Below are 24,324 nucleotides of genomic sequence, written 5' to 3' on the forward strand. Positions count from 1 at the left end.
GGAAAAACCATAACACGGGTGCCATGCCCCGTGTGTCGGCCAAAACCGGACGTCCTGCGCGGCCTGGGCCGCGATCTTTGTACGGCCCGCGCGGTGCTGCGTACGTGGTGCGGCCTACGCAGCCTGAAGGGTGCCCGGGGCGTGCGGCTCGCGAACCAGGCCGGGCACGAAGTCGCCCAGCGTCCGCAGCAGCGTGGCGGCGCTTACCGGCTTGAACAGCACCGGCACGCCGGATGCGCGCACCCGCTGCAGCCGCTCGGGCGCGGTCTCGCCGGTGATCAGCACCAGCGGCGCATCGAGCCCGAAGCGGCGCTGCAGCCGCAGGCCCACGTCCAGCCCGTTGTCGCCGTTGGACAGGCGGTAGTCGCACAGCAGCAGCACGACGGGGTGTTCCTGCGCCCCGGGCCGGCCCAGCGTCTCGATGGCCTCGGCTTCGCTGGCGACGGTCTCGATGCCGATGCCGTGCGCATGCAGCAGGCCGCGCATGGCCTCGCGGATCTCGGCTTCGTCGTCGATCAGCAGCACGCGCCCGTGGGCCGGCGCGGGGGCGTGATGCGAAGCGGGCGATTCAGGTGGCGCGAAAACAGCGTCGGCCGCCGCCGCCTCCGCCGCGGGCAACTGCAGCCGAAAGCGCGTGCCGCGACCGACGCGCGAGTTCACCTGCACCGGGTGGTCGAGCAGGCGGGAGAGCCGCTCCACCACCGACAGGCCGATGCCCAGGCCCTGCGCGCGGTCGCGGCCGGGGTTGCGGACCTGGTAGTACTCCTCGAACACCCGCGCCTGCTGCTCGGGCGCGATGCCGATGCCGGTGTCGCGCACCTCGATCCACACTGCATCGCTGCGCGATCGTGCCCGCACGGCGACGCCGCCCTCTGCGGTGTACTTGAGCGCGTTGTCGATCAGGTTCGAGAGCATGCGATGCAGCAGTTGCGGGTCGCTGCGCACCCACAGGCCGCTGGCGCGCATGCGCAGTTGCAGATCGCGCTGCTCCGCCTGCGCCGCGAAGGTGTGGTTGAGCGCGCGGAAGAGGGCGTCCAGCGACACCGCCGCGAGCCTGGGCGTGACCACGCCCGCGTCCAGGCGCGAGACGTCCAGCATGGTGTCCAGCGAATCGCCCAGCGCATTCACCGCGCGCATCAGCCGTCGCGCGTTGCGGCTGCCGTGGTGCTCGCGCAGTTCGTTCTCCAGCGCGGCGCCGAAGAGGGCGATGGCGTGCAGCGGCTGGCGCAGATCGTGGCTGGCGGTGGCGAGAAAGCGCGTCTTCTCCGCGCTCGCGCGCTCGGCCGCGGCGATCTGAACACCCAGCTGCGCGGCCAGCGCCTCGTTCTCGAAGCGCAGCACCAGCGAGTCGGTCAGCAGCCGGTGCTGCTGGCCGCCCACGCGCAGCGTGAACAGCAAATACCCGAGGCTGAACACGGCAAGGAAGAGGTGCATGCCGTCGCCCTGCCAGGCCAGCGCGGCGATGAGGCTCAGCATCATCGGCAGCGTGTAGCCGTAGAGCGCGGGCTTCAACGGCCACAGCAACTGCATCGCGCGGGCGCAGCTGCCGATGACCACGACCGTGAGCACCGAGGTGGTGGCCAGGTCATGGGGCGAGATGAAAAACCACGGCGCCGTGGCCGTGGCCATGCTCACCAACGTGACGGTGCGCGCATGGCGTCGCGCCCAGAGCGGCGTCGCGTCCAGCGGCAGGCCGGCATGCCAGCGCGGCATCAGGTACAGCGCAAGGCCCAGGCTCAGATGGGCGGCCATCCACGCCAGGATCCACCACCTCGGATGCTGCAGATACATGGTCACGCCGAGCGCGGCGCCCAGGCCGAAGTGCACCACGATCGATGCGTTGTAGGCCGCGTACACCGAGGCCACGTGCTCCCGCAGCACACGCAGGGCCAGGTCGCCCGGCACCGCCGGATGGGGCGATGCGGGTTCGCGCGAGGGCGACGGCGAGGTCTGCGGCTCGGGGGCTTTCATCCGATCGATGCTATTGCGCCGATCCGACCGGGGAAGTGCCAGAAGTCATGCCCCGCGCGGGGCGGCTGGGCTCGACCGCTGTCTCAGCCCAGCGACGCCGCGACCGCCTCCACGCGCGCCTGGTGAATGGCCTCGCCGATCTGCGGCCCCTTGGCGCCCGACTGCTGGGCCTTGCGCGCGATCTCGTCGGTGGCCACCGCCGCCGCCGCGGCGAGCACCGCCAGCAGCCGTGCACGCTGCGGATAGGGCGCGTCCTCCAGGCCGAGCCGGCCGCGCGCATCGCACTCGCAGGCCAGCAGCACTTCGGCAAAGCGCGCGGGCTTGCGAAAGGCGTCGCAGCGCTCCAGCAGCCGCACCAGCGCCGCCGCATCGAGCTCGCCGCTGCGGTGCAGGTTGCCGTGCTCGCGCGCCACCACCTCGGCCAGCTCGCGCACATCGACCGGCACGCGCCAGCGGTCGCACACCGCGTGCAGCAGCTCGGCGCTGCGTTTTTCGTGGCCGATGTGGCGCGGCAGCATCTCGGCGGGCGTGGTGCCCTTGCCCAGGTCGTGCATCAGGCAGGCAAAGCGCACCGGCAGCGGGGCCGCAAGCCGCGCGCTGGTGTCCACGACCATCATCAGGTGCACGCCGGTGTCCACCTCGGGGTGGTGCTGCGCGGGCTGGGGCACGCCCCAGAGCCGGTCGACTTCGGGCAGCAGCACCGCGAGCGCGCCGCATGTGCGCAGCACCTCGAACATGCGCGACGGCCGCGTTTCCATGAGGCCGCGCGACAGCTCCTGCCAGACGCGCTCGGGCACCAGCGCATCGGCTTCGCCGGCCGCGACCATCTCGCGCATCAGCGCCATGGTTTCGGGCGCGACCGAGAAATCGTCGAAGCGCGCGGCGAAGCGGGCCACGCGCAGGATGCGCACCGGGTCTTCGCGAAAGGCCTCGGTCACGTGGCGCAGCACCTTGTCGCGCAGGTCGCGCCGGCCGTGGAAAGGGTCGGCCAGCGTGTCGGCATCGGGTTCGAAATCGCCGTCAGGGCCCACCAGCTCGGCCGGCAGGGCAATGGCGTTGACGGTCAGGTCGCGGCGGGCCAGGTCCTGCTCCAGCGTGACGTCGGGCGCGGTGTGGATGGTGAAGCCGCGGTAGCCCGGCGCGCTCTTGCGCTCGGTGCGGGCGAGCGCGTATTCCTCGCGCGTGGACGGGTGCAGGAACACCGGAAAGTCGCGCCCCACGGGCAGGTAGCCGCGGCGTGTCATGTCTTCGGGCGTGGCGCCGACCACCAGCCAGTCGCGGTCGGACACCGGGCGTCCGAGCAGCCGGTCGCGCAGGGCACCGCCGACGAGAAAGATATTCATGAATGCAGTGTAGGGATACTCCCCAAGAGCCGAAAAGAACGACCGTTCGATAATTCGAAGGCAAACCGAACGGTCGTTCGAAAATGGGTCCGGTCGCTCCATCAGTCTTGCGCTGATGCCGTGTTTGCAGTGACTTTTCAACCAAAGGAGCATTCACATCATGAAGAAAACAAAGTTTGCGCTGGCGGCTCTCGGTGTCCTGGCTTCCGGCTGTGCGTTCGCGCAAAACGCCGGTGACTGGGTTGCCGGTGCGGGCTGGTTTCATTTGTCGCCGCAGGATTCGAGCAAGCCGCTCACGGTGACGGCGCCTGTGCAGAGCGTGCTGCAGGGTTCGGGCGCCAGCGTCAAGGACTCGGACACGCTGGGCCTGAGCCTGGCCTATTTCATCGACAGCCACTGGGCCGTGGAGGGCGTGCTGGGCGTGCCGCCGAAGTTCAAGCTCGAAGGCAAGGGCACGCTGGCCCGCGTCGGCGAACTCGGCGAGGCCCGCCAATGGAGTCCGACCGTCCTGGTGAAGTACAACTTCAACGAAGGCAACGACGCCTTCCGTCCCTTCGTGGGCCTGGGCGCCACCTACGTCTGGTACAGCGACGTGAAGCTCACGCCGAACCTGCAGGGGGCGCTGGCCAGCCAGTTCCGCCAATCGCCTTATGCGGTGAACACGACGGCCAAGCTGGACAGCTCGTTCGCGCCGGTGCTCAACGCCGGTGTCTCCTACCAGCTCGACAAGCACTGGGGCCTGTCGTTCTCGGTGTCGTACATCCCGCTGAAGACCAAGGCCAAGCTGACCACGACCTCGGTCACCGGCCTGCCCGTTGCCCGCAGCGAGGCGAGCCTCAAGCTGAATCCGATCGTCACCTTCCTGTCGGCGACATACCGGTTCTGACCGCCGGCCCGCAGCCGATGAAGCCTTACCGCCCGGTGCGGTAGGGCTCTTCGAACTGCAGGAAGTCTTTTTCCGCCAGCGCCTCGTCGATCCAGGCCTTGACGCCCGGCAGCGCCTGCACGCGCTCGATGTAGGCCGAGAGGGCCGGCGGCACCGGCAAGCCGTAGGTCTTGATGCGCGTGCCGATGGGCGCGAAGTAGGCGTCGGCGATGCTGAAGCCGCCGAACAGCATCGGGCCGCCGTGGGTGTCCAGGAGGTCGGTCCACATCTGCACGATGCGGTCCAGGTCGCCGCGCACGGCGGGCTGCTCCCGCAGCAGCTCCGCGCCGACCTCGGGCAGCGAGGCCTCGATGTTCATGCCGCAATGGCCGCGCAGGCCGCCGAAGCCCGAATGCATCTCCGCGCAGATGCTGCGTGCGCGCGCCCGGTCGGCTGCGGCCCGGGGCCAGAGCTGCTTGTCGGGAAAGGTCTCGGCCAGGTATTCGGCGATGGCCAGCGTGTCCCAGACCACCAGGTCGCCGTCCACCAGCACCGGCACCTTGGCCACCGGGTTGATCGAGCCGATGGTGTGCTTGAACTGCGATTCGGCCTCGAAGGAATCGAAGCGCACCATCACCTCGTCGAAGGCGATGCCGGCCTGCTTCATGAGCACCCAGGGGCGCATGGACCACGACGAGTAGTTCTTGTTGCCGATGTAGAGCTTGCGCATCAGGGTGTTCCTTGGGTTCGGTGTCGCGTGCAAAGCCGTCGATGCTAGCCGGGGTGCGTTGCGCAATTGATGCCGAACGCGGCGTGAATTGATGCGGCGCCGCGCCGCATCGGCGCTGGCGCGTTCAGCGGTCGCGGCGGGTGTCGTCGTCTGGCGAAGCGATCACGCGCGGGGCGGCCGGCGAGCCGTCTTTGCCTTCCTCGCGCGGCGGGCCGACCACGCGCTCGATCACGCCCACCAGACGCGGCACCAGCGACAGCACCGCCAGGGCGAGCAGCGCGCTCAGCAAGGCCGTCGCTTCGCGGCCCAGGCCGCAGGCCATGCCGATGGCGGCGGTCATCCAGAGCCCCGCGGCGGTGGTGAGGCCCTGCACCTGCGACTCGTCCTTGCCCTGCTTGAGGATGGTGCCGGCGCAAAGAAAGCCCACGCCCGCCACCAGCCCCTGGATCACGCGGCTCATGTCGGCCGGGCCGATGCCGGTCTGCTGCGGGATCAGCACGAACATCGCCGAGCCGATGGCCACCAGCATGTGGGTGCGCACGCCCGCCGCCTTGCCCTGCTGCTCGCGCTCGAAGCCCAGCACGAAACCCAGCACCGCCGCGAGCGTGAGCCGCAGGATGATGCGGGTGAGCTGCGCGACATCCGTCACGTCCGAGAACTCGGACGCGATGGTGTCCAGCACCTCGGTGTGCCAGCTCATCTGCATCTCAGTGTTCCATCACGCTTTACTGGGAGTAAGTCTCATCCTAGGGGAGGTCCTTGTTCGGCTCGGGTTCGGCGGCGTTGCGCGGGCCGACGCGGCCGAGGCGCTCCTTCAGCGACTGCGGCTTGCCGCTGATGACGGCGGCATAGTTGGTGGTGTTGGCCAGCACCTTCTTCACGTAGTCGCGGGTTTCGGAGAACGGCACGTTTTCGGCCCAGATGGCGGCATCGATCACCGGCCCGTTGCGCCAGTTGCGCGGACGGCCCGGGCCTGCGTTGTAGGCGGCGGCGGCCAGCGCCATCGAACCGTCGAAGTCGTCCAGCGCGAGCTTCAGGTAGTTGGTGCCGATGGTGATGTTGGTTTCGCGGTCGTTGATCTGGCCGGGCGTGAAGTCGGTCATGCCGATCTTGCGGGCCGTCCAGCGCGCGGTGGCGGGCATCACCTGCATGAGGCCCGACGCACCCACGCCCGAGCGGGCGTCCATGATGAAGCGGCTCTCCTGGCGGATCAGGCCGTAGACGTAGGCCGGGTCCAGGCCGATGTCCTGGCTCTTGCGCAGCACCGTGTCGTGGAAGGGCATGGGAAAACGCTGGTCGGCGTCGACCACGCCCTTGGTGCGCTCGCTGGTGTTGATGCAGCGGTCCCACACCTCGCGCTGGCAGGCGAAGTCGGCCGCGGCGAGCAGCGCGCGGTCGTCCATGCCGCCCTTGTCGTGCAGGTTGGTGCTGTAGTTCCACTCGCGCGTGCCTTCGGAGCGCAGGCCGATCGCGATCGCATAGAGGCCGCGGTTCAGGCCGAGGTTGCTGCGGGCGGCGGCTTTTTCTTCGGGTGTCAGCGGGGCGGGCTTGGTCGGCGCCATGATGCGCTGGCCCAGCTCTTCGAGCGCCAGCATTTCATAGAAGCCGCGCGAGCCGGCGATGCTGGCGTACAGCTCGCGGGCCTGGGCGCGGCGCTCGTCGCCGCCGGCGGCGCTGAGTGCGCGGGCCTTCCAATAGACCCAGGTGGGGTCGAGCTGGGCGGCATCGCTCATGGCGTTGATGGCGGGCGTCACGTCCTTCCACTGGCCGGCGCGCAAGGCGGCGCGCACGCGCCAGCCGAGCATGTCGTCCGACAGGTCGCTGTTCTTCGTGACGTTGGCAAAGTAGCCCACGGCCTGCGGCGAGAGCTTGTTGGCCGAGGCGCGGCCGATGGCGCCCCAGACCCAGTTGCGCTCTTCGGCGGAAAGCATCGGCCCCCATTTGCTGTCCAGCTGCGCGGCGGCCATGTCGGGGTCGGCAATGGCGACCTTGACGAGCGCGAGCACCACCAATTCCTTGCGCGACTTGGCGGCCACGAAGGCTCGGCCGGTGAGGAACTTGGCCGAGCTGGCGTTGAGCTCCTCGAACAGCGGCAGCGCATCGGGCGCGGCAATGGCGACGGCGCCGCGCGCGGCCTGCGGACGGTTGGCCTCGATAGCCAGGCGCGCCTTCTTCCAGGCGTCGTTGGGCGACATCAGGCGCGAGGCGACCATGCGGTCGGCGGCGGTGAGGCAGCCGTCGTCGGCTTCCTTCTGGCCGAGCCAGTCGCGGCGCACCTCGTCGGCCTGCGCCTGGGTGGCGGTGCCCGAGCGCAGCGTGTCGGCCAGGATGGCGTAGCAGCGCACCTGCGGGTCGTCGCCCATCCGGAAGCCCGCCACGTTGGCGGCAAAGCCGTCCCAGTCGCGGCGCTGGCCGAGCAGCAGCAGCCAGTCGTTGCGCAGGCGGTCTTCCTGATACGTGCCGGGGTAGCGTGCGTAGAAGTCCTGCACCTCGTTCGGCGAAGCCTCCTGCAGGCGGGCCTTGAGCTCCCAGTAGGCGGCCCAGGGCTCGAGCGCGTGGCCGCGGGCTTGCGGCAGCAGGGCCGAGAGCCGGGCCTTGTCGCCGCGCTGGAACGCCTGCTTCATCTGCACCAGCACGCCGTCGTTGGTGTTGGTTTGCGCGTCTGCGGCCGGGTGGAACAGCAGTGCGGCGGCAGTCAGGACGAGGGAAAAAGCAACGGCTGGCGTTGCGTTGCGCGGGCGGTGGCGCATGGATGCCAAAATGCTTGGGAACTGCATCGGGGGATTATGGACAAGTCAAAGGGTACCGACACTTCGGCGACGGCGAGTTTTCTGAAGGACCAACTGCGCAAGGCACTCATCGAACAACGCCTGGCCATGCCGGACCGGATGACACGTGCCGATCTGCTGCAGCGCGTCATGCGCATCTGGCTGGTCGGCAGGCCCGACACCGTGATCGGCGCCTACTGGCCGATCAAGGGCGAGTTCGATCCGCTGCCCGCATTGCACCGCTGGAAGGAAGACGGCGAGCTGATGGAAGAAACCCAGCGTCGCCGCATCGGACTCCCGGTGATCGACAAGGTTCACAAGACCCTCACCTTTCATGCCTGGTACCCGGGCTGCCAGATGGAAGAAGACGCCTACGGCATTCCCAAGCCCAAGGACACCGAACTCATCGTGCCGACCCTGCTGTTCGTGCCCTGCGTGGGCTACAGCGCCGGCGGCTACCGGCTGGGCTACGGCGGCGGCTTCTACGACCGCACGCTGGCGGCGCTGGAGCCGCGCCCGTTCACCGTGGGCCTGGGGTTCACGCACGGCTTTCTCGATGACTTCGAGCCAGAAGCCCATGACCTTCCTCTCGATGCCATCCTGAACGACAACGGCGTCGTCTGGCCATTCACTTGACTCTCCCCCAGGCGCCGCGCACTTCGTGTTCCTGGAATGGGAGTCCTCAATCGATGTCGTCGATGGTGTCCGGGTCGGGCACCTCGCCGATGGTTTCGCGCGTGGTGCTCGCCTGCAGCTGCAACCAGTCTCCAAACGCCTTGACCTCGGGCCGCAGCGCATTGCGCGGGCCGGCGATGAGCCAGTAGGCCATCGGTGAATCCATGCGGTGCTGCGGCAGCACCTCGACCAGGTCGCCGTTGGCCAGGCTCTCGGCAATCAGCGAACTGCGCGCCAGCACCAGGCCCTGGCCGGTGAGCGCGGCCTGCACCATCTGGTAGGCGTAGTTGAAATAGAGCCAGCGCTTGGGTTGGGCGCGCTCCAGGCCGTTGACCTCGAACCAGCGCCGCCAGGTCAGCCACTCCAGGTGCGTGCGATGCGCGTCGCCGGCCTCGATCAGCGTGAAGCGGGTGATGTCCGCGGGTGTCTTGATGGGCGGGCTGCTCTTGATGAGCCAGGGGCTCGCCACCGGCGTCAGGTTTTCGCCGAACAGGCGCACCGCGCCGGCGGGCATGGCCTCGCGCGGGCCGTAACGCAGGGCGATGTCGACATCGGCCACTTCCAGGTCGACCGCCACGTCGCTGGCGTCGATGCGGATGTCGATCTCGGGGTTGTCGCGCTGGAAGGCTTCCAGCCGTGGAATGAGCCACATCGAGGCGAACGACGCAAAGGTGGTGAGCGACACGCTCTTGCGCCCCGCGCTCTGGCGAATCTGCCGCACCGCATTGTCGATGCGCGGCAGCGACTGCTGCACCGCCAGCAGCAACTGCGCGCCGGCGCCGGTGAGCTCCACCGCCCGCGTATGGCGCAGGAACAGCGCCACGCCCACCTCTTCCTCCAGCGACTGGATCTGCCGGCTGACCGCCGACTGTGTGAGCGCCATTTCCTCGGCCGCGGCGCGAAAGTTCAGGTGCCGGGCCACGGCCTCGAAGGCGCGCAGGTGTCCGGCGGAGATGGGGCGGGAACGCAGGTGGGTTTGCGAATGTTGCATGGATGAGCCTGTGAAAAGACCGGCCCGCATCAACTTGCGCTCTCCCTTCGTGGAACACCGCGGAACCGGCTTCGCCGGGCCGCAGGTGTTGCCCCCGGCGAGGGGGAAGGAGAAGCGACACGAAGTGCGCGAAGCCTGGGGGAGAGTCTTTGATTGATGCGAAACGAGCATCAGTAGGCTACTTCGTTTTCATTGGACCGACAACGCCGCAAAAACGATCATTCATGTCCGAACTGCGCGATTGCCTCCCTCTGTCAGTGCGCTTCGGTCAGCCCAGGAGTTTCAATCATGTCCACCGCCGTCTGCACCACCCCATCGCTCGCATCCGCTTCCATTCCCGCACGCACCGCTGCCGCCATTCCACCGGCCGTGCGCCGCGGCGCCTGGCAGATTGCGCCCGGCGAGGCGATGAGCCTGAAGGCGCGGTCGGCCAGCGTGCTGAAGGTCAAGCAAGGCCGGGTCTGGGTCACGCCGGACGCCACCGCCGCCAACGCCAGCGAAGATCTGGTGCTGGCCCCGGGTGAATCGCTCACCGTGGCCGCCGGCCAGCGGATCGTCATGGAAGCGTGGGACGGCTACGGTGCCACCTATGCGTGGGATCCGGTCTGAACGGCCGCGCGCCCCCGGATGCTCAAACAAAAGCGGCTTCGGCCGCTTTTTTCATGCCTCAGCCGTTGATGTCGAAACTGGGCCGCAGCGCCAGGAACTGCCTGAGCGCCGCTTCGCCGTCCAGGGCGTGCACGCCGGCCATCAGGTCGGTGCCCTCGCTCTCGGCCAGGCCCATGCCGAAGCCGCTGTAGCGGCGCTCCGCGAGCGGCCCTTCGTAGAGCACCCGCACCTCGACATGCCGGGGATCGCTCTCGATGCGGCGCATCAAGGTCTGGACAGCCTCGCGCGGGCCTTCGAGGTGCTGGCAGAAGCGCATGCCGTCGAACACCAGCAGGCCGGTGATGCCCTGCACCGCGTTGCGCACGCGCGCCCGGGTCACGATCGCACCGACGGTGGTGGCCGGCAGTTCCTGGCCGAGCAGGCTGCAATAAAAGATCTCGTGAAGGGGCTGGGCTTCGGTCATGCGGCGGGAAAGGTAAAAACGCTGCGGAGTCTAGACACCTGCGAAGTGCTCGGAAATGTAAAAAGACATAGCGCTTGCGCCTATAGTGAGGCGTGAAATTCGACGACTACCCCTTCGCCGCCTCCCCGCCGCAGGGGCCGAACCCTTGCGAGGACTGCGCCTTGCGGCGGCTCGATGCCTTTTTGCCTTCTTCCGACGAAGAACTCAAGACCATTCAGTCGTTTCGCGTCGGCGCCCGGCGCGTGGAGGCCGGCGGCACCATCATCGACGAGCATCGGCCCAGCACCCAGCTGTTCACGCTCTATTCGGGATGGGCGTTTCGCTACAAGACCCTGACCGACGGGCGCCGGCAGATCCTGAGCTTTTTGCTGCCCGGCGACTTCATCGGCCTGCAGGACGAGTTTGCCGACGGCCACACGCACGGCGTGGAGGCGGTCACCGACGCCACCTTCTGCGCCTTTTCGCGCGACCGGCTCTGGCCCTTGTTCCATGCACAGCCCAAGCTGGGCTACGACATCACCTGGCTCGCCGCGCGCGAGGAAAAACTGGTGGACGACAACCTGGTCACCACCGGGCGGCGCAACGCGGGCGAGCGCGTCGCCATGCTGCTGATGCACCTGTATCGCCGCGCCGAGCGCGTGGGCATGGTGCGCGACGGCTGGGTGGAGTTTCCGTTCAACCAGCAGCACATTGCCGATGCGCTGGGGCTTTCTCTGGTGCACACCAACAAGACGCTGCGGCGGCTGCAGCGGCTGGGGCTCTACAAGCTGGACGCCGGCTGGCTGCGCATTCTGGAGCCGCATGCGCTGGAGACGCTGGGCGACTACTTCGAGCGCCCGATGCGGCCGACGCCGCTGATCTGATCCGAAAAGCGGAGCGGCGGACGCGCCTTCTTTAAGCCCTTCAGCGAGCGGCCACCAGCTGGCGCAGATCGTTCTCGTAGGCCTGCAGCCGCCGCACCGCCTGCTCGCGCTGGCTGGCGGTGGTGCTGTTGTGCAGGGCGACGAGGTTGCGGCAGCCTTCCTCCAGCAAGGCCTGTTGCTGGTCGCGCCAGGGCCCGGGCGGCGGCTCGGCGATGCGCAGCAGGTAGGCATGCAGCGCCGCGCGCGCTTCGGCCGGCGACGGCTTCTGGGTGCTGAAGCCGCGCAGCATCGCCAGCGCCTCCTGCTGGCGCTTGCGGCGCTCGGCGAAGGCCAGGCGCGGGTCGAACACCGACTGCGCGACCTGCTGCCTGAGCAGATCGCGCTGCGCCTCTGTCAGCCGGCCGTAGAAATCTTCCCAGCGGTCGAGGAACTGGTCGTAGCGCTTTTCGTGCACCTGGGCCGGCGTGCGGTCCAGCCAGTCCTTGCGGTAGTCGTCGTTGAGCCTGGCGTACTTGCGCTCCAGCTGCTGCAGCTGCGATTCGCTCAGGCTCAGCGCCAGCTCGGTGGTGGCGGGCTCGGCGCGCTCGGTCACGGCCAGGAGGCGCTCGCGGATGCCGTCGGCGAACTTGCAGGCCTGCGCCGGCGTGACCTCGGCTGGCGCCAGGCCCTGGGCGTCCCGCAGCAGCGAAATGACCTTGGGCAGCTCGTTCTGGCGGTGCCAGGCAAGGAGCTGGGCGAGCTCGTCGCGCACCTTGGGCGTTTGCGTGCTGTCGAAGTCGAAGTAGCCGTCCAGCCACCAATAGCTCACCTCGGGGAGGTTGTTGTAGGCCAGCTTGACCGCGCTGCAGGCGCCCAGCGCGGCGATCAATGCGACGACGCCGATAATTCGCGCCAGCTTCGCGCAACGACTCGGGAAAGAAAAAAGCATGAATCAGACTCCGCAGCAAGACATCCAGGGGCCGATCGACGTGGTGATCATGGCGGCCGGCAAGGGCACGCGCATGAAAAGCAAACTGCCCAAAGTGTTGCATCGTTTGAGCGGCCGCGCACTCATCGCCCATGTGGCCGACACCGCCGCCCGCATCGGCGCCCGCCATGTGGTGGTGATCACTGGCCACGGCGCGGCCGAAGTCGAAGCCGCCATGGCAGGCGCCGTGGGCGGCGCCACCCCGCGTTTTGCGCGCCAGGAGCCCCAGCTGGGCACCGGCCATGCCGTGCAGCAGGCCGTGCCGCTGCTGCCGGACGACGGCACGGTGGTGGTGCTCTCGGGCGACGTGCCGCTGATCGGCGAAGACACCTTGAGGGCGCTGGTCGCCGCCAGCGCGGGCGAGCGGCTTGCGCTGTTGACCATCGAATTCGACGACCCGACCGGCTACGGCCGCGTCATCCGCGCAGCCACGGGGGATCGGGGCAAGGGCGCCGTGACCGCCATCGTCGAGCACAAGGACGCCACGGAGGCCCAGCGCGCCGTGCGCGAGATCTACAGCGGCGTGATGGCCGTGCCCGCGCGGCTGCTCAAGGGCTGGCTTGCGCGCCTGGACAACCGCAACGCGCAGAACGAGTACTACCTGACCGACGTGGTCAAGCTCGCCGCCGCCGACGGCGTGCCGGTGGTCGCCCACATCACCACCGATGCGCTCCAGGTGGCGGGCATCAACAGCCCCGTGCAGCTTGCGGCGCTGGAACGCGCCTGGCAGCTGCGCCAGGCCAACGCGCTGATGGCGCAGGGCGTTCGCCTGGCCGACCCGACCCGCTTCGACCTGCGCGGCACCCTGCAATGCGGCACCGATGTCGAGATCGACGTCAACTGCGTGTTCGAAGGCCAGGTGTCGCTGGGCGAGGGCGTGCGCATTGGTGCCAACTGCGTCGTCGCCAATGCGCGCATCGAAGCGGGCGCGGTGATCCATCCGTTCACCCATATCGACGGCGAGAAGGCCGGCGTAAAGGTGGGCGAGCGCGCGCTCGTCGGTCCGTTCGCGCGCCTGCGGCCCGGGGCGCAGCTGGGCGCCGAGGTGCACATCGGCAACTTCGTCGAAGTGAAGAATTCGACGCTCGCCGCCGGCGCCAAGGCCAACCACCTGGCCTACCTGGGCGACGCCACCGTGGGCGAGCGCGTCAACTACGGCGCGGGCAGCATCACCGCCAACTACGACGGCGCGAACAAGCACCGCACCGTGATCGAGGCCGACGTGCATGTGGGCAGCAACTGCGTGCTGGTGGCGCCCATCACCATTGGCGCGGGCGGCACCATCGGCGGCGGCTCGACGGTGAACAAGTCGACCGAGCCTGGAGCGCTGACCGTCGCGCGCAGCAAGCCGATGAGCTTTCCCAACTGGAAGCGGCCACAGAAAAAGCCGAAGGCCTGATGCCAAGCTGCGTTCGAAAAGATAAATCCGTTCACGCTGAGCTTGTCGAAGCGCCGCGCGAGGCTTCGACAAGCTCAGCCCGAACGGTTCTTGTTGATCGGATGCAAGATCGTATGGAAGCGGGCCTCAGGCCAGCGGCACCGCAGGCTCGAATTTGGCGCGCTTGAGGCTGAAGAAGGCCTTGACGTTGCGCACGTTCGCGTCGCTCGTGAACAGGCGCTGGGTCAGCGCGCCGTAGTCGGGCATGTCGCGCGCCGCGACCACGAGCACGAAGTCCGGGCCGGGCGAAACCCGCCAGCACTGCTGCACCGCATCGTCCGCGATCACGCGGGCTTCGAAGGCATCGAGCGAAGCGGCGTCCTGCCGGTCCAGCGAAATCTCGACCACCGCCTGCAAACCGTGGCCCTGCACCGCGGCCAGCCGGTCGGGCGACAGCAGCGCGACCTGGCGCTCGATGAGGCCCTCGTCCTTGAGCCGTTGCACGCGCCGAAGACAGGTCGGCGGCGAGATGCCGGCATCGGCGGCCAGCCGCTGGTTGGTTTGGGAGGCGTCGCGCTGCAGGGCGTCCAGCAGGCGAAGGTCGGTGGCATCGAGGGAGATTGATTCCATATGGATTGAAATTATGGAATAAAAAACCATATCAGCCATTCGATGAAATAAAAGTCCGAAATCAAATAAATTTCGAGTGCATATTTTTCGGGCGCCTCTCTACCATCGGCCTTCTTCTTGTTCATTCAAAGGCAGTTCACCATGTGCGGCATCGTCGGGGCAGCGTCCCATCGCAACATCGTTCCGGTTCTGGTCCAGGGCCTGCAGCGTCTCGAATACCGCGGTTACGACTCCTGCGGCGTGGCGGTGCATGCGGGCGGCCTGACGCGCGCGCGCACCACCTCGCGCGTGGCGGACCTGGTCACGCAGGTTCGTGACGACAAGCTCGAAGGCCTCACCGGCATCGCCCACACGCGCTGGGCCACGCACGGCGCGCCGGCGGTACACAACGCGCATCCGCACTTCAGCCACGGCCCTGGCGCGGACGCCCAGTCCACCCGCCCTGGCCGCGTGGCGCTGGTGCACAACGGCATCATCGAAAACCACGAGGCATTGCGCGCCGCGCTCGAGGCCAAGGGCTACGTGTTCGAGAGCCAGACCGACACCGAGGTCATCGCCCACCTGGTCGACAGCCTCTACGACGGCGACCTGTTCGACGCCGTCAAGGCCGCGGTGCTGCAATTGCAAGGCGCCTACGCCATCGCCGTGATCTGCCGCGACGAGCCGCAGCGCGTGGTCGGTGCGCGCGCCGGTTCGCCGCTGATCCTGGGCGCGGGCAAGGACGGCGCGGAAAACTTTCTCGCCAGCGACGCGATGGCGCTGGCCGGCGTGACCGACCAGATCGTCTATCTGGAAGAAGGCGATGTGGTCGACCTGCAGCCGGGCAAGTACTGGATCATCGACAAGAACCACAAGCCCGTCACCCGTCAGGTGCGCACCGTGCACGCCCACAGCGGCGCGGCCGAACTCGGCCCCTACCGCCACTACATGCAGAAGGAAATCTTCGAGCAGCCGCGCGCCATCGGCGACACGCTCGAAGGCGTGGCGGGCATCGTGCCCGAGCTGTTCGACGGCATCGGGCAGGACGGCGCCACGGGTGCCAGCGCGCACCGTGTCTTCAAGGACATCGACAAGATCCTGATCCTGGCTTGCGGCACCAGCTACTACAGCGGCTGCACCGCCAAGTACTGGCTCGAAGGCATCGCGAAAATTTCCACGCAGGTCGAGATCGCCAGCGAGTACCGCTACCGCGACTCCGTGCCCGACCCGAAGACGCTGGTGGTCACCATCAGCCAGTCGGGCGAGACGGCCGACACGCTGGCCGCGCTCAAGCATGCACGTTCGCTCGGCATGGAGCAGACGCTGACCATCTGCAACGTGGCGACCAGCGCGATGGTGCGCGAGTGCAAGCTGGCGTACATCACGCGTGCCGGCGTGGAGATCGGCGTGGCATCGACCAAGGCATTCACGACGCAGCTGGCCGGGCTGTTTTTGCTCACGCTGGCCATCGCGCAAAGCAAGGGGCTTCTGTCCGAGGCCGACGAGGCGCGCTACCTGAAAGAAATGCGCCACCTGCCGGTCGCGCTGCAATCGGTGCTCGCGCTGGAGCCGCAGATCATCGGCTGGGCCGAAGACTTCGCGCGCAAGGACAACGCGCTGTTCCTGGGCCGCGGACTGCACTACCCGATTGCGCTGGAAGGCGCGCTCAAGCTCAAGGAAGTGACTTATATCCATGCCGAGGCCTATGCGGCCGGCGAGCTCAAGCACGGCCCGCTCGCGCTGGTGACCAGCGAGATGCCCGTGGTGGCGGTCGCGCCCAACGACGCGCTGCTCGAAAAGCTCAAGAGCAACCTGCAGGAAGTGCGCGCCCGCGGCGGCGTGCTGTATGTGCTGGCCGACGGCGACACGAAGATCAAGTCCAGCGAAGGGCTGCATGTGATCCGCATGCCCGAGCACTACGGCGCGCTGTCGCCGATCCTGCATGTGGTGCCGCTGCAGCTGCTGGCGTATCACACGGCCTGCGCACGCGGAACCGATGTGGACAAGCCGCGCAATCTGGCCAAGAGCGTGACGGTGGAGTGAGGGGGAGGCATCTTTTGCGGATTGAATGGGATCTCCATTCCTTTCGCAAAGGATGCCGCCGGGAAATTGGAAAAAAATAAATCCAATGCCCGGGCCAATTTGGCTGGCGCGCAAATATTGCGTCAGCGCGTAGTTCTGCCAGGGCAAGACTTTCATCTTGCTTGCAGAGCGGAGAAGTCAAAAGAATCCAATGACTCCCACGCAGCAGCGTGCGAGAGTTTTTTCGGATACGACAGCCTGATCGATTGAATTGCCATTGACGCGGTGAAACACCGAGGATGTCCCGTGCTTCGCCATTGCGCTGGGCCCGCTATCGCCTGAACGGCATGCCTCAGGCGGGGCAGGTCGGCTCCCTCTGAAATCGCTTCAATCGAGGCCCAATTCCGACTCGTTCAAAAGTCAGTTGCTGGTCAGGCTGACTCTATAGAGCAATTTGAATTGCCGCATCCTGCCGTATTTATTAGGCAGGAATTAGCGCCCGCATTTGACACACAGATGTCACCCGCAATTTCTACATTTCTCCCGAATCTGGCGTCGTCCTCAAAGCGAACGATGCCCGCGCATCCCACGCAGACCGGCCAAAACCATCCATAACTCACCGCCCAAGATATATATGGCGATTTTCGAAAAGAAGGTTTTATTCACGTCGTTGACCACAGTCGCGGCGTGCGTGCTCGCCGCGTGCGGAGGCGGCGGCGGTGGGAGCAGCGGCTTCTTCCCGATCGTCACCCCGCCCGTCAGTGAAACCAGCACCACCCTCAGCGGCGTGGTGGCTGCCAGCGACTATGTGCCGGGCAGCACCACGGGCAACCCGACGCTCAAGGCCGGCTACTACCAGAAGGCCACGGTTTTCGTCGATGCCAACGGCAACGGCGTGCTCGACAGCGGCGAAGCCTCGGCCGTCACCGACCCCGGCGGAAAGTTCACGATCACCACCACCCGCACCGGACCGCTGGTGGCCGACATCGGCACCACCGCGACCAACTCCGCCACCGGCGCTGCCGTGGCCAGCCACCTGATCCTCCGCGCTTCGGCCGATCAGATCGCCGACCAGGGCGCGAACAAGATCGTCATCAGCCCGCTGTCGAGCGAAGCGCAGCGCCTGGTGGAAGCCAACGGCAGCAGCTACGCGGCCGAAAAAGCCAACCTTGCTGCGCGCCTGAACGGCCCGGCCTTCAATCTGGGCACGGCCTCGATCACCGACCCGCTGGCGGACGTCAACACCCTCGCCGGCGCCAGCCAATATGCGGCGTTGTACGAAGGCAACCAGCTGACCAACCGCTACACCTACGCGACGACCAAGCTCGACCGCAAGGACCTGTTCCCCGACAACCTGGCCGTGCCGGGCGGCGACCCGCGCCTGGCCGGCCTCTCGGGCGTGACGCTCACCAACCGCGACGGCACCCAGGCCACGCCCACGGGCCCGATGCAGAAGCAGGCGCCCATCACCTTCGCGCAAGCACAGCAGGCGGCCTTCAACGTGGAAGGCGTGCCGGCCTACGACAACATCTTCGTGATCGTCGAAGAAAACAAGTCGACCGATGTGATCCTGGGCAACCCGCGCGCGGCCAACATCAACTACATCCTCGCCAACTACAACCAGCTGAAGACCTACTACTCGACCGGCAACCCGTCCGAGCCCAACTACACCGCGCTGGGCGGCGGCGACGACTTCGGCATCCACGACGACAACTGGTTCGGCTGCGGTGCCGTCGCGCCCTACGACATCAAGGACGTCGAATTCGCCGGCGGCACGGCCTCCGACGGCCAGGTGATGCCCGCCCAGGCCAAGCTCCCGCCGGCCAACAAGATCAATCGCGCCGGATACGCTCCGGCCGACACCACCTGTGGCGACAACCCGACCGGCGGCACCGTGCACAACGTGCCGGGCGCCAACCTGTTCACCGCGATGTCCAAGGCGGGCCTGACCATCCGCACCTACAGCGAGTCGATGAACCCCGGCCAGGATGTGCGCTCCGACAGCGTCGTCGACAACGCCGTGACCGCCACCTACGACTCGAGCAAGCTCAAGGGCGCCACCCGGCTCGACGGCTCCGCCCCGCCCACGCTCGTCGGCTCGCCCAACTTCGCCGCGCAGGGTGGCCTCTACAAGGTCAAGCACGGCCCGTCGATCGCCTTCCAGGGCGCGCGCAGCCTGCCGGATTTCGTGGCCAACAACCGCACCATCTTCGGCACGCAGTACCAGGAAGCGGACTGGCTCAAGTCCTCGATCTACCCGGTACCCGGCGGCTGGATCTACGACCAGTTCGGCAAGGACCTGGCCGCGGGCGATGTGGGCAACATCAACTTCATCGTTCCGGACCAGTGCGACGACATGCACGGCGTCGGCGCCGACACGAGCTGCGCCAACACCAACAACGACGGCCAGGCCGCCGGCACCCTGCGCGCCGACATCTACCTGGGCATGGTGGTCAACAGGATCCGCAGCTCGGCGCTGTGGAAGAACCCGAACAAGCGCGTGGCGATCGTCGTGATGTACGACGAAGGCGAGGGCGGCAGCAACGGCTCCTGCTGCGGCTGGAATGCCGGCGGCCCGACCTCCGGCGCCACGCCGGTGACCGTGGACGCGAGCGGCAAGGCGACCGGCACCGCGCCGCCGCCCAACTACGCCCAGGGCAACTTCGGCCACGGCAATTCGATCTTCGGGATCATGTCCAACCAGCAGGACGTGGGCACGGCGAAAAAGCAGGTGGCCGACAGCGACGCCTACAGCCACTTCTCGTTCCTGCGCACGCTGCAGGACATGTTCCAGATCGCCGACCCGGCCGTGGATGCGTCGTACCTGAACCGCACCAAATACACCGAAGCCTTCATCACGGCCAACATCCTTGCGCTGCCTGAATACCAGAACAGCGCAGACACGCACTTCGACTCGGTGCGGCCGATCAACCATGCGTATGTGATCCCGGCCAACTACACCCAGAAGCTGTACGCGAACGACATCGACGGCGTGCAGGATGCCGCCACCGGCAAGCTGGAAGGGCAGGTGATCCCGCAAGTCGGCGCCGACGCGAGCCAGACCAACGTCTGGGCGACCCGGTAAGCCGAAGACCGATTTGAGAAAGCACCGGGGGCCGTGCGGCCCCCGGATTTCTTTCCGCAGTTCTTGAGATGCAACGGTCAATGATGAATCTGGTCCTCGGCAAGTTCGCCCCGTTCGGCATGGCGCTGTCGGTGGCGCTGCTGGCCTTGGCGGGATGCCAGGGCAAGGGCTCGGCCACGGCGGCAAACACCGCCGTCAGCGCCGCGCCCCGCACGCCGCTCCTGAGCCTGGCCGCCCAGGTCGGGCAGCAGGCCTTCTTCGACAAGAACCTGTCGGGCGGCAGGAACATGTCGTGCGCGAGCTGCCACGACCCGCAGTACGCCTACGGTCCGCCGAACAGCATCTCGGTGCAGCTGGGTTCCGATGTCACGAAGACCGGCGCGCGCGCCGTGCCTTCGCTGCGCTACAAGGAATCGACGCCCGCCTTCAGCGACGACGCGCCCAACCCCGACGGCGTGACCTCCAACTCGCCGGGTGGCGGCTTCATGTGGGACGGCCGTGCGGCAACGCTGGCAACGCAGGCCGGGATGCCGCTGCTCAACCCGCTGGAGATGAACAACCCGTCCAAGGAAGCGGTCGTGAAGGCGGTCCGGGCCAGCACCTATGCCGGCCTGTTCAGGCAGGCCTTCGGTGCCGATGTGTTCGACCATACCGATGTCGCCTTCGACGCCCTCGGCCGCGCGATCCAGGCGCTGGAGACCGAAGACCTGAGCTTTCATCCGTACAGCAGCAAGTACGACCTGCATGTCTTCAACAAGATCGGCGGCACGCTGACGCCGGCCGAGCAGCGTGGCGAGGTGGTGTTTCACAGCACCGGCGTGGCCAACTGCTCGGGCTGCCACTACACGGGCGCCAACTTCAACGGCAACACCGGCCTGATGACCGACTTCACCTACCAGGCCCTGGGTGCGCCGCGCAACGACAGGTCGATCCCGAACAACCCGGACCCGATCCCGGCCAACGACGACCCGAAGTACTTCGACATGGGGCTGTGCGGCCCCTTCCGCACCGACCACATGCCCGCCACGCCAGGCACGGCCAACCCGTACTGCGGCATGTTCAAGGTTCCGGTGCTGCGCAACGTGGCGACGCGGGGCGCGTTCTTCCACAACGGCGTGCTGCACTCGCTGGACCAGGTCGTCAACTTCTACAACACGCGGGACACCAACCCGGAGTACTGGTATCCCGTTGACAAGGACGGCACTGGAGCGCCGCAGGCCAACCCCAGTTGGGCGCTGCAACCCACCCACGTGCCGGGCGCCGCGGTCGCCAAGTACAACGACCTGCCGGCCTCGCAGCAAGGCAGCATCGACGAGGAAGTGCCGATGGGCACCGGCGAGGGCGGCGACAAGACGCTGGCCAGCGGCACGCGGCCGCGCCAGCCCGGCTCCGTGCCGGTGATGACGGCGCAGCAGATCGCCGACCTGGTCTGCTTTCTCGGCGTGCTGAGCGATGGCTACCAGCCGCCCGCCGCAGCACCGACCACCGGCAGGTGCGTGAAGTGAAGACGAACAGAAGCGCTGTGCTTGTCGCGTGCCTGCTGGCCTCGCTGGCCTTGCTCGCGGGTTGCGACAACGAAGAAGCGCGCATTGCCAACCGCGACAACTTCACCGCAGCGACGAACGACTACCTCGCGCAGCGCGGGCATGTGTGCCTGGCCAAATACGAATGGCCGATCACCGTGGCGGCCGGGTCGCACGCGCCCGACGCGCAGCAGATGCCGGTGCTCGAGAAGCTGGGCCTGGTGAGCGGCAAGGATGTCGCAGTCACCGCCGGCAGCGCCGCGGCCGCCGTGCCGGCCCGCGAATACGCGCTGACCGAGGCGGGGCGCAAGAACTACCTGCAGGTGCCCGTGGTGATACGCACCACGACGCAGACGCTCAAGCACCCGGCCGACTTCTGCGCGGCCACCCTGAGCCTGGACCGCCTGATCGGCTGGGACCCGCCGCAGACACGCGACGGCCGCACCGCGACCTCGTTGCTCTTCACCTACCGCATCGCACCTGAACCCTGGGCCGGTGCGCCCGAGGTGCTGCAAGCCTTTCCGCTGCTGGCGCGTGCCATCCAGCGCGAGGGAACGATGCAGATACGCCTGGGCGTTCACCTGACGCCGCACGGCTGGGTTGCGGACGAACTCGATGTGCACTGAATCCCTGCGATTGCCGCTACCCGAACATCAACCAGAGACCCCATGAATCTCCGCTTCATCCAACTGAGCCAACCCACCCGGACTTCGATCAAGACCCTGACCAGCATCGCCATCGTCTGCGCGCTCGCCGCATGCAGCACCGACCACGATGCCAACGCGCCTACCGCCGAGAACCTCGCGGCGCCGCTGGACGACTACCTGGCCCAGCGCGGCGACATCTGCCTTGCGATGTTCGACTGGCCCATCGACCTGACCGAAGCCGAGGCCGGTTCCGGCGCGCGCCATGCCGTGCAGTTTCCGGTGATGGAACAGCTGGGCCTGGTGCGCAGCACCATCGTCCCCGCACCGAAGAGCAGCCAGAACCCGGACGGCGCGGTCAAGCGTTTCGAGCTGACCGAGGCCGGCCGCAAGTTCTACAAGCCGCGTCCGTCCTCGGCCCAAGGCACGGCGCACGCCAACGACTTCTGCGTGGCGCATCTTCAGCGCGAGAAGATCGTCGACGTCAAGCTCGACACCTCCGACGCACAGCACAAGATGGCCGTGGTGAGCTACACCTACCGGATCGACGCGGCACCGTGGATGCAGAGCGCCGACGCGCAGCGCGTGTTTCCGATGGTGGCGCGCATCGCCAACGGCGCGGGCGGAAAGCTGCAACTGCGCCAGGGCTTCACGCTCGGCGACAAGGGCTGGGTCGCGCACGCGGGGCCGGTTTGACGCGCTGCCGTCCATGAGCACCGTCGTCCGCTTCTCGCCCGACCTGGGCCGCTGGCTCGCGCACAACCTCGACGCCGGCCAGGCGCCGCACGCGCTGGTTGCCACGATGCAGGGCAAGGGCATGGCCGAGCGCCCCGCGCAGGCCATCGTCGCGGCCTTCATCGATGCGCGGCAACGCGGCGGGGCCATGCCGGCCGACGCCGTCGAACTGCCCGACGACGCCCCAATGAAGCCCGTGGCGCGGCTCGCACCGGGCACGCGAATCCTGACTGCCGACCGCGAGATCGTCGTGCACGCGCGCGGCGATGACCCGGTGTTCGCCGCGCTCGGCAACGTCGTGGACGCCGACGAATGCAAGGCCCTCATCGACATGGCGCGGCCGCGCCTGACGCCTTCCACGCTGGTCGATCCGGCGAGCGGCCGCGATGTGGTGAGCGACAGGCGCGCGAGCTGGGGCATGTTCTTTCGCCTGTGCGAGAACGATTTGGTCGCCCGCCTCGACCGGCGCCTGTCGATGCTGATGAACCTGCCGCTGGAAAACGGCGAGGGCCTGCAGCTGCTGTACTACCCGAGCGGCGCGGGCAGCGAGCCGCACCACGACTACCTGGCGCCCACCAACGCCGCCAACCGCGAATCCATTGCGCGCAGCGGCCAGCGCGTGAGCACGCTGGTGACTTACCTCAACGATGTGCCGGAGGGCGGCCAAACCGTCTTTCCGCAACTGGGCCTGGCGGTTTCGCCGGTTCGCGGCAATGCCTGCTACTTCGAGTACGGCGACGACAACGGCCGCGTCGACACACGCTCCCTGCACGCCAGCGCGGCCGTGGCACGGGGCGAAAAATGGGTCATGACCAAGTGGATGCGCCAGCGCCGCTTCGTGGCCGCTGACGCCGCGTGAACGCCTGCCATTGAAACTTAGTGTCGGCCAGGCCGGCGCGGATACACAGGCATACGAAAGCCGGCAGCCAGGCGGTCCTGCCACCGAAGAATCGCGCCGATCACCCGCCAGGGTGCGCTTCACTCACTTCGGATTTCAGGAGATCCCACATGACTGTTTCCAAGCCGCTGCCCCGCCGCTCGTTCCTCGGCAAGGCGGCGCTCGGCATCGCCGCCGCCCAGCTGGCGTCGACACTGCCCGCTTTCGCTCAATCGACCGCCGGCGCCGCCGCTGCAGGCACCGCCAGGCGACTCGAGCCGCTCAGGAGCATCGAGGCCGGCGGCCTGAACATCGGCTACTTCGAGGCCGGTCCGGCCGACGGCGCGCCGGTCATTCTTCTTCACGGCTGGCCCTACGACATCCACATGTTCGTGGACGTGGCGCCGCTGCTTGCGGCCGCGGGCTTTCGCGTGGTCGTGCCGTACCTGCGCGGCTATGGCACCACCCGTTTCCTGTCGGCCGACACGCCGCGCAACGGGCAGCAGTCGGTGGTCGCCGTGGACATCATCGCGCTGATGGATGCGCTGAAGATCCAGGTCGCCACCGTTGCCGGCTGCGACTGGGGCGCGCGCACGGCGTGCATCATGGCCGCGCTCTGGCCCGAACGCGTGAAGGCGCTGGTGTCCGTGAGCGGCTACCTCATCGGCAGCCAGGAGGCCGGCAAGACGCCGCTGCCGCCGCAGGCCGAGCTGCAGTGGTGGTACCAGTACTACTTTGCGACCGAGCGCGGGCGCGCTGGCTACGAGAAGAACCGCGACGACTTCGCCAGGCTCATCTGGCAGACCGCATCGCCCCAGTGGAACTTCGATGCGGCCACCTTCGAGCGCAGCGCCGCGGCCCTGCACAACCCCGACCATGTGGCCATCACGGTCCACAACTACCGCTGGCGCCTGGGCCTGGCCGATGGCGAGGCGAAGTACCAGGCGCTGGAGAACCGGCTCGCCAAGGCACCGGTGATCGGCGTGCCGACCATCACGCTCGAAGGCGACGCCAACGGCGCGCCGCACCCGCAACCCAGCGCCTATGCAAAGAAGTTCTCGGGACGCTACGAGCACCGGCTGGTCAGCGGCGGCATCGGCCACAACCTGCCGCAGGAGGCGCCCGACGCCTTTGCGAAGGCGGTGATCGACGTGGCGCGGGGTTGAACAACAAGGGGCGCACGACCTTCGCCGTGCGCCCCTTTTG

The 24,324-nt window shown here is 67.6% G+C and carries 21 protein-coding genes; 12 read left to right on the forward strand and 9 right to left on the reverse strand.

The window, feature by feature from the left end; all coding sequences use genetic code 11:
• Window positions 1–114: 114 nt before the first annotated feature.
• Window positions 115–1,971 carry an ATP-binding response regulator gene (locus tag ABIC90_RS23075; protein ID WP_354358259.1) on the reverse strand — a complete coding sequence of 619 codons (1,857 nt, stop codon included), beginning with the start codon at window positions 1,969–1,971 and terminating at the stop codon, window positions 115–117.
• 83 nt (window positions 1,972–2,054) lie between these two features.
• A complete protein-coding gene (locus ABIC90_RS23080) occupies window positions 2,055–3,314 on the reverse strand; it encodes a multifunctional CCA addition/repair protein (protein WP_354358261.1) in 1,260 nt (419 codons plus the stop codon).
• A gap of 160 nt (window positions 3,315–3,474) precedes the next feature.
• On the opposite strand from ABIC90_RS23080, the gene ABIC90_RS23085 reads away from it, so the two are divergent.
• Window positions 3,475–4,200 carry an OmpW/AlkL family protein gene (locus ABIC90_RS23085; protein ID WP_354358263.1) on the forward strand — a complete coding sequence of 242 codons (726 nt, stop codon included), beginning with the start codon at window positions 3,475–3,477 and terminating at the stop codon, window positions 4,198–4,200.
• Window positions 4,201–4,225: 25 nt separating this feature from the next.
• Here the strand turns inward: ABIC90_RS23085 and ABIC90_RS23090 are convergent, their stop codons facing one another.
• From ABIC90_RS23090 to ABIC90_RS23100, 3 genes are all read right to left on the reverse strand, one after another.
• Window positions 4,226–4,909 (reverse strand): glutathione S-transferase family protein, encoded by a 684-nt coding sequence (locus ABIC90_RS23090; RefSeq protein WP_354358265.1) that lies wholly within the window; start codon window positions 4,907–4,909, stop codon window positions 4,226–4,228.
• 124 nt (window positions 4,910–5,033) lie between these two features.
• The gene (locus tag ABIC90_RS23095; protein WP_354358267.1) at window positions 5,034–5,609 is read right to left on the reverse strand and encodes an MgtC/SapB family protein; all 576 of its coding nucleotides are present in this window, start codon (window positions 5,607–5,609) and stop codon (window positions 5,034–5,036) included.
• A gap of 46 nt (window positions 5,610–5,655) precedes the next feature.
• Window positions 5,656–7,659 (reverse strand): lytic transglycosylase domain-containing protein, encoded by a 2,004-nt coding sequence (locus tag ABIC90_RS23100; protein ID WP_354358269.1) that lies wholly within the window; start codon window positions 7,657–7,659, stop codon window positions 5,656–5,658.
• 36 nt (window positions 7,660–7,695) lie between these two features.
• On the opposite strand from ABIC90_RS23100, the gene ABIC90_RS23105 reads away from it, so the two are divergent.
• On the forward strand, window positions 7,696–8,313 hold the full coding sequence (locus tag ABIC90_RS23105) for a 5-formyltetrahydrofolate cyclo-ligase (protein WP_354358271.1): 618 nt from the start codon (window positions 7,696–7,698) through the stop codon (window positions 8,311–8,313).
• 46 nt (window positions 8,314–8,359) lie between these two features.
• On the opposite strand, the gene ABIC90_RS23110 is transcribed toward ABIC90_RS23105, so the two are convergent.
• Window positions 8,360–9,343: a LysR substrate-binding domain-containing protein gene (locus ABIC90_RS23110; protein ID WP_354358273.1), complete on the reverse strand. Its 984-nt coding sequence runs from the start codon at window positions 9,341–9,343 to the stop codon at window positions 8,360–8,362.
• A 288-nt stretch (window positions 9,344–9,631) separates the two neighbouring features.
• On the opposite strand from ABIC90_RS23110, the gene ABIC90_RS23115 reads away from it, so the two are divergent.
• Window positions 9,632–9,952 (forward strand): DUF2917 domain-containing protein, encoded by a 321-nt coding sequence (locus ABIC90_RS23115; RefSeq protein WP_354358275.1) that lies wholly within the window; start codon window positions 9,632–9,634, stop codon window positions 9,950–9,952.
• A 58-nt stretch (window positions 9,953–10,010) separates the two neighbouring features.
• Here ABIC90_RS23115 and ABIC90_RS23120 read toward each other — a convergent pair whose 3' ends face one another.
• On the reverse strand, window positions 10,011–10,415 hold the full coding sequence (locus ABIC90_RS23120; RefSeq protein ID WP_354358277.1) for a BLUF domain-containing protein: 405 nt from the start codon (window positions 10,413–10,415) through the stop codon (window positions 10,011–10,013).
• Window positions 10,416–10,507: 92 nt separating this feature from the next.
• On the opposite strand from ABIC90_RS23120, the gene ABIC90_RS23125 reads away from it, so the two are divergent.
• The gene (locus ABIC90_RS23125) at window positions 10,508–11,278 is read left to right on the forward strand and encodes a Crp/Fnr family transcriptional regulator (RefSeq protein WP_354358279.1); all 771 of its coding nucleotides are present in this window, start codon (window positions 10,508–10,510) and stop codon (window positions 11,276–11,278) included.
• A 40-nt stretch (window positions 11,279–11,318) separates the two neighbouring features.
• Here the strand turns inward: ABIC90_RS23125 and ABIC90_RS23130 are convergent, their stop codons facing one another.
• Window positions 11,319–12,206: a DUF6279 family lipoprotein gene (locus tag ABIC90_RS23130; protein WP_354358281.1), complete on the reverse strand. Its 888-nt coding sequence runs from the start codon at window positions 12,204–12,206 to the stop codon at window positions 11,319–11,321.
• Between ABIC90_RS23130 and glmU the strand changes: the two genes are divergently transcribed.
• Window positions 12,205–13,644: a bifunctional UDP-N-acetylglucosamine diphosphorylase/glucosamine-1-phosphate N-acetyltransferase GlmU gene (gene glmU / locus ABIC90_RS23135; protein ID WP_354358283.1), complete on the forward strand. Its 1,440-nt coding sequence runs from the start codon at window positions 12,205–12,207 to the stop codon at window positions 13,642–13,644. The genes ABIC90_RS23130 and glmU overlap by 2 nt on opposite strands.
• A 126-nt stretch (window positions 13,645–13,770) precedes the next feature.
• On the opposite strand, the gene ABIC90_RS23140 is transcribed toward glmU, so the two are convergent.
• On the reverse strand, window positions 13,771–14,253 hold the full coding sequence (locus ABIC90_RS23140; protein ID WP_354358285.1) for an Lrp/AsnC family transcriptional regulator: 483 nt from the start codon (window positions 14,251–14,253) through the stop codon (window positions 13,771–13,773).
• A 141-nt stretch (window positions 14,254–14,394) separates the two neighbouring features.
• Between ABIC90_RS23140 and glmS the strand changes: the two genes are divergently transcribed.
• The 7 genes from glmS (at window position 14,395) to ABIC90_RS23175 (ending at window position 24,284) form a co-directional block, all read left to right on the forward strand.
• Window positions 14,395–16,275 (forward strand): glutamine--fructose-6-phosphate transaminase (isomerizing), encoded by a 1,881-nt coding sequence (glmS, locus tag ABIC90_RS23145; protein ID WP_354358287.1) that lies wholly within the window; start codon window positions 14,395–14,397, stop codon window positions 16,273–16,275.
• A gap of 613 nt (window positions 16,276–16,888) precedes the next feature.
• The gene (locus ABIC90_RS23150) at window positions 16,889–19,339 is read left to right on the forward strand and encodes a phosphoesterase (RefSeq protein ID WP_354358289.1); all 2,451 of its coding nucleotides are present in this window, start codon (window positions 16,889–16,891) and stop codon (window positions 19,337–19,339) included.
• 80 nt (window positions 19,340–19,419) lie between these two features.
• Complete coding sequence (locus ABIC90_RS23155) at window positions 19,420–20,844, forward strand: cytochrome-c peroxidase (RefSeq protein WP_436318242.1); 1,425 nt, start codon at window positions 19,420–19,422, stop codon at window positions 20,842–20,844.
• Window positions 20,841–21,488, forward strand: a complete 648-nt coding sequence (locus tag ABIC90_RS23160; protein WP_354358291.1) for a hypothetical protein — start codon at window positions 20,841–20,843, stop codon at window positions 21,486–21,488. The genes ABIC90_RS23155 and ABIC90_RS23160 overlap by 4 nt, the downstream gene beginning before the upstream one ends.
• A 42-nt stretch (window positions 21,489–21,530) precedes the next feature.
• On the forward strand, window positions 21,531–22,202 hold the full coding sequence (locus tag ABIC90_RS23165; protein WP_354358293.1) for a hypothetical protein: 672 nt from the start codon (window positions 21,531–21,533) through the stop codon (window positions 22,200–22,202).
• A 13-nt stretch (window positions 22,203–22,215) separates the two neighbouring features.
• A complete protein-coding gene (locus ABIC90_RS23170) occupies window positions 22,216–23,100 on the forward strand; it encodes a 2OG-Fe(II) oxygenase (RefSeq protein WP_354358295.1) in 885 nt (294 codons plus the stop codon).
• 149 nt (window positions 23,101–23,249) lie between these two features.
• Entirely contained in the window at window positions 23,250–24,284 is a 1,035-nt protein-coding gene (locus tag ABIC90_RS23175) for an alpha/beta fold hydrolase (protein WP_354358297.1), read from the forward strand.
• Window positions 24,285–24,324: the final 40 nt, after the last annotated feature.

It is taken from the genome of Variovorax boronicumulans, assembly GCF_040544675.1.
Classification (GTDB): Bacteria; Pseudomonadota; Gammaproteobacteria; order Burkholderiales; family Burkholderiaceae_C; genus Variovorax; species Variovorax boronicumulans_D.

Coding starts and splice junctions, on each gene's coding strand:
- ABIC90_RS23075 (WP_354358259.1), bottom strand. CDS start 1,971: ATGAAAGCCCCCGAGCCGCAGACCTCGCCGTCGCCCTCGCGCGAACCC.
- ABIC90_RS23080 (WP_354358261.1), bottom strand. CDS start 3,314: ATGAATATCTTTCTCGTCGGCGGTGCCCTGCGCGACCGGCTGCTCGGA.
- ABIC90_RS23085 (WP_354358263.1), top strand. CDS start 3,475: ATGAAGAAAACAAAGTTTGCGCTGGCGGCTCTCGGTGTCCTGGCTTCC.
- ABIC90_RS23090 (WP_354358265.1), bottom strand. CDS start 4,909: ATGCGCAAGCTCTACATCGGCAACAAGAACTACTCGTCGTGGTCCATG.
- ABIC90_RS23095 (WP_354358267.1), bottom strand. CDS start 5,609: ATGAGCTGGCACACCGAGGTGCTGGACACCATCGCGTCCGAGTTCTCG.
- ABIC90_RS23100 (WP_354358269.1), bottom strand. CDS start 7,659: ATGCGCCACCGCCCGCGCAACGCAACGCCAGCCGTTGCTTTTTCCCTC.
- ABIC90_RS23105 (WP_354358271.1), top strand. CDS start 7,696: ATGGACAAGTCAAAGGGTACCGACACTTCGGCGACGGCGAGTTTTCTG.
- ABIC90_RS23110 (WP_354358273.1), bottom strand. CDS start 9,343: ATGCAACATTCGCAAACCCACCTGCGTTCCCGCCCCATCTCCGCCGGA.
- ABIC90_RS23115 (WP_354358275.1), top strand. CDS start 9,632: ATGTCCACCGCCGTCTGCACCACCCCATCGCTCGCATCCGCTTCCATT.
- ABIC90_RS23120 (WP_354358277.1), bottom strand. CDS start 10,415: ATGACCGAAGCCCAGCCCCTTCACGAGATCTTTTATTGCAGCCTGCTC.
- glmU (WP_354358283.1), top strand. CDS start 12,205: ATGAATCAGACTCCGCAGCAAGACATCCAGGGGCCGATCGACGTGGTG.
- ABIC90_RS23130 (WP_354358281.1), bottom strand. CDS start 12,206: ATGCTTTTTTCTTTCCCGAGTCGTTGCGCGAAGCTGGCGCGAATTATC.
- ABIC90_RS23140 (WP_354358285.1), bottom strand. CDS start 14,253: ATGGAATCAATCTCCCTCGATGCCACCGACCTTCGCCTGCTGGACGCC.
- glmS (WP_354358287.1), top strand. CDS start 14,395: ATGTGCGGCATCGTCGGGGCAGCGTCCCATCGCAACATCGTTCCGGTT.
- ABIC90_RS23150 (WP_354358289.1), top strand. CDS start 16,889: ATGGCGATTTTCGAAAAGAAGGTTTTATTCACGTCGTTGACCACAGTC.
- ABIC90_RS23155 (WP_436318242.1), top strand. CDS start 19,420: ATGATGAATCTGGTCCTCGGCAAGTTCGCCCCGTTCGGCATGGCGCTG.
- ABIC90_RS23165 (WP_354358293.1), top strand. CDS start 21,531: ATGAATCTCCGCTTCATCCAACTGAGCCAACCCACCCGGACTTCGATC.
- ABIC90_RS23170 (WP_354358295.1), top strand. CDS start 22,216: ATGAGCACCGTCGTCCGCTTCTCGCCCGACCTGGGCCGCTGGCTCGCG.
- ABIC90_RS23175 (WP_354358297.1), top strand. CDS start 23,250: ATGACTGTTTCCAAGCCGCTGCCCCGCCGCTCGTTCCTCGGCAAGGCG.